The sequence below is a fragment of the Thalassospira sp. UBA4513 genome (assembly GCF_002388495.1).
Taxonomy (GTDB): Bacteria; Pseudomonadota; Alphaproteobacteria; order Rhodospirillales; family Thalassospiraceae; genus Thalassospira; species Thalassospira tepidiphila.
In genome coordinates this window covers 659-3,793 of the sequence record NZ_DGMR01000019.1, presented here as the reverse complement: position 1 = coordinate 3,793, position 3,135 = coordinate 659, and the positions used below count along the sequence as shown (strand labels likewise).

The 3,135-nt window shown below is 59.5% G+C and carries 1 protein-coding gene and 2 pseudogenes; all 3 read left to right on the top strand.

Annotation, left to right across the window (positions count from 1 at the left end):
- The coding region (locus B2T33_RS06590) for a chemotaxis protein CheB (RefSeq protein ID WP_414716635.1) at positions 1 to 1,458 on the top strand (1,458 nt) is incomplete at its 5' end.
- A gap of 9 nt (positions 1,459 to 1,467) precedes the next feature.
- A pseudogene (locus B2T33_RS06585) lies at positions 1,468 to 2,280 on the top strand (CheR family methyltransferase); the annotation flags it as partial.
- Positions 2,281 to 2,889: 609 nt separating this feature from the next.
- Positions 2,890 to 3,135 (top strand): annotated as a pseudogene (locus B2T33_RS06580) (isoprenylcysteine carboxylmethyltransferase family protein); the annotation flags it as partial.

Below are 3,135 nucleotides of genomic sequence, written 5' to 3'. Positions count from 1 at the left end.
GGTTTGACGGCCTTGCCGAAACTGTTGGAGATTGATCCGACAGTCCGCGTGATCATGGCGTCCACACTCACTAAACGAAATGCCGATATCAGTTTCCAGGCGATGACGCTAGGGGCGGTGGATTACATCCCCAAGCCAAGCTCGTCAAAAGACCTGAATGTCGGCGAGGGGTTCCGCGAAGAACTTCTCGACAAGGTGAAAGCCTGGGCTGAACAGCGTCGCAAGATGCTTGAGGTCGAAGAAGCTGCCGCGGCAGAAGCGGCTGCTGTCCAAGCCGCACCCGAACCGGAACCGGAAGAAAAATCAACTGCGCCCGATGCCGAGGCATCCGAGCCCGATGACGCAGCTTCTGGCGGCAAGGCGGCTGCTTTCCGGGCGGAAATGTCGGTCGAACATCAGCAGCTTCACAAACAAGGCCGGATCCAGCGCAAACGATTTACCGCCGAATTGCGCCCCCGCCCGATGCAGCAACACCGTCCGCAACCAACGCAGATGCGCCAGACGCCGATGCCGCAGCAACCGGCACCTAAGCCGCAACCGGCCACACCCGCATCGTCGGAGGCCGCAACGCAAGGTGCAAAACCGGCTGCCAACCCGGCTGGTGGTGCAGCAGCGCGTTCGACGACACCGTCACGCGATCCGGGCAGACTTATTCGCGATGCGGCCATTGCGGCAGGCGGGCAGGGCAAAACCGTGCCCAAAATGCCGGAACGCCCCGCCACAGCAGCACCCAGCGCAAGAACGGCACCGCCGGCCAAGCGGCCAACCGCACCCGCGCCGCAAAAAAGTGCGCGCGCCCAACAGGCCCGTTCGGCAAGTGCACCCGCCCCGGCAAAACGCCAGTCCGCGCGCGGTGGTGTCACGCTGCTGCCCGAAAAACGCATCAATGTCGAAGCCATCGCGATTGGCAGCTCGACCGGTGGGCCGCAGGCCTTGTTTGAAGTGTTGCGCGGCCTGAATGGCGTGCGTCAGCCGATCTTCATTACCCAGCATATGCCCGCCACCTTTACCACCATTCTGGCCGAGCACATCACCCGTCTGACTGGGCTTAAATGTCAGGAAGCACAAAACAATATGCCAATTGTTGGTGGACAGGTTTATCTTGCCCCCGGTGATTACCACATGACTGTAGAGGGGCGTGGTGCCAGTCGGCATCTGAAGTTAAATCAGAACCCGCCCGAGAATTTCTGTCGTCCGTCGGTCGATCCGATGTTGCGCAGTCTGGTCGCGAGTTACGGAGGAAACATTCTGACTGCAATACTTACCGGAATGGGGCAGGATGGTATGCTTGGTGGACGTGACGTGGTCAATGCGGGGGGCATGGTCGTGGCACAGGACGAGCAGAGTAGCGTTGTATGGGGGATGCCGGGCGCTGCGGCGCATGCCGGTATCTGTTCTGCGGTTTTGCCGGTGGGTGGGATTGCGGCCTATATCAAAAAATTCGCGGGGGGTCGTTAACCCACAATGATGAAGCCGGATGACTTCGAGTTTGTAAGCAGATTGATCAAGTCAAAGTCCGGGCTCGTTCTGAGCCAGGACAAGACTTATCTGCTCGAAAGCCGGTTGATGCCGATTGCACGCAAACGGGGTCTCAAGGACCTGACTGAGCTGATCGGTACGCTGCGCGGTGGCGACCGCAATCTGGTCGAAGAAGTCGTTGATGCGATGACGACCAATGAAAGTTTCTTCTTCCGCGATACCAAACCGTTTGACCAGTTCCGCCATGTTGTCCTGCCGCACATGATCAAGACACGTGCGTCGAAGAAACATCTGCGCATCTGGTGTGCGGCGGCCTCTTCCGGGCAGGAACCCTATTCGCTGGCGATGATCCTTGATGAATTCAAATCTCAGCTGGCTGGCTGGCGGATTGATATCGTCGGGACCGATATCTCGCGCGAGATCCTGACCAAGGCGCGCGCGGGCCTGTATTCCCAATTCGAAGTCCAAAGGGGCCTTCCGATTGGTCTTCTGGTCAAGTACTTCCAAAAGAAGGAAGACCAGTGGCAAATCTCGGCCGATATCCGGTCCAAGGTGCAGTACAAGGAATTCAACCTTCTGGAAGATTTCCGTCCGCTTGGGCAGTTTGACGTCGTCTATTGCCGTAACGTGCTGATCTATTTCGATCAACCGACCAAAAGTGACGTCCTTTCGCGTGTTTCCGCCTTGATGCCAGATGACGGTTTCCTGTTCCTTGGCGGGGCAGAGACGGTTCTGGGCATTTCCGACAAGTTCAAACCGCTTGCGCGTCAACGTGGCATTTATCAGCTTAACCGTCCGGGGGCGCCGGAAGTTGATCTGACGGCGCTTGAAAAGGCGCAGGCGGGGGCTGCCAGTGCGGCCGGTGCTGCTGCGCCCGGGGGCTTGGCCTTCCAGAAGCCCAAACATATGCAAACCGGTGCCGCGGGCACGGCCGGTACAACTGCCCGCCCGGCAGTCGGGACAACCGGAACAACCGGAACAGCAGGGACAGCAACAACCCGCCCCGCAGGTTCAGGTTTTGGCACAACGTCGACCCAGCGGCCACTTGGCACCACCCCGTCAACCACCCGCCCGGGAACAACCGGAACCGGCAGCACGGGATCGGGCACAACTGGCAGCGCGTTCAGCAGACCGTCAGGTTCGACTGGTACAGGTTCAACCACACGTCCGGGAACAACGGATACCACTGGTTCGACCTATCGCCGCCCGCTTGGCACCGGAACCGGTGCTGGTGCCGGTGGTACGACACAGCGGCCGGGGACAGGCAGCAGCAATACAAGCGGTTCCAGCGGAACCACGCGCCCGTCCACGACCTTTGATCGGTCCCGCTTTGGCAAACCGGACGACAAGAAGTAGCTGACAGTTGGTTTCTTGCCGACTGTTCTGTTGAACTGAAAGTCGGGAAGGCCAATGACCTCAAATCCATCAAACACGATCGCCACACCGCGTCAGGACCTTCGCCGTGTCCAGCGCCGCCGCAAGCTTGCCATTGCAGGTATCGCGCTGTTGGTGCTGTGTGCGCTTCCGCTCATGCAGTCGCTGGCGCAGGTGGAGATGTTTACCCATGAAACGGTCGAGACCGGCGGGATTGTCCTGATCCTGATTGCCATTTTCGGGCGGGCCTGGTGCACGCTCTATATCGGCGGCCGCAAGGCA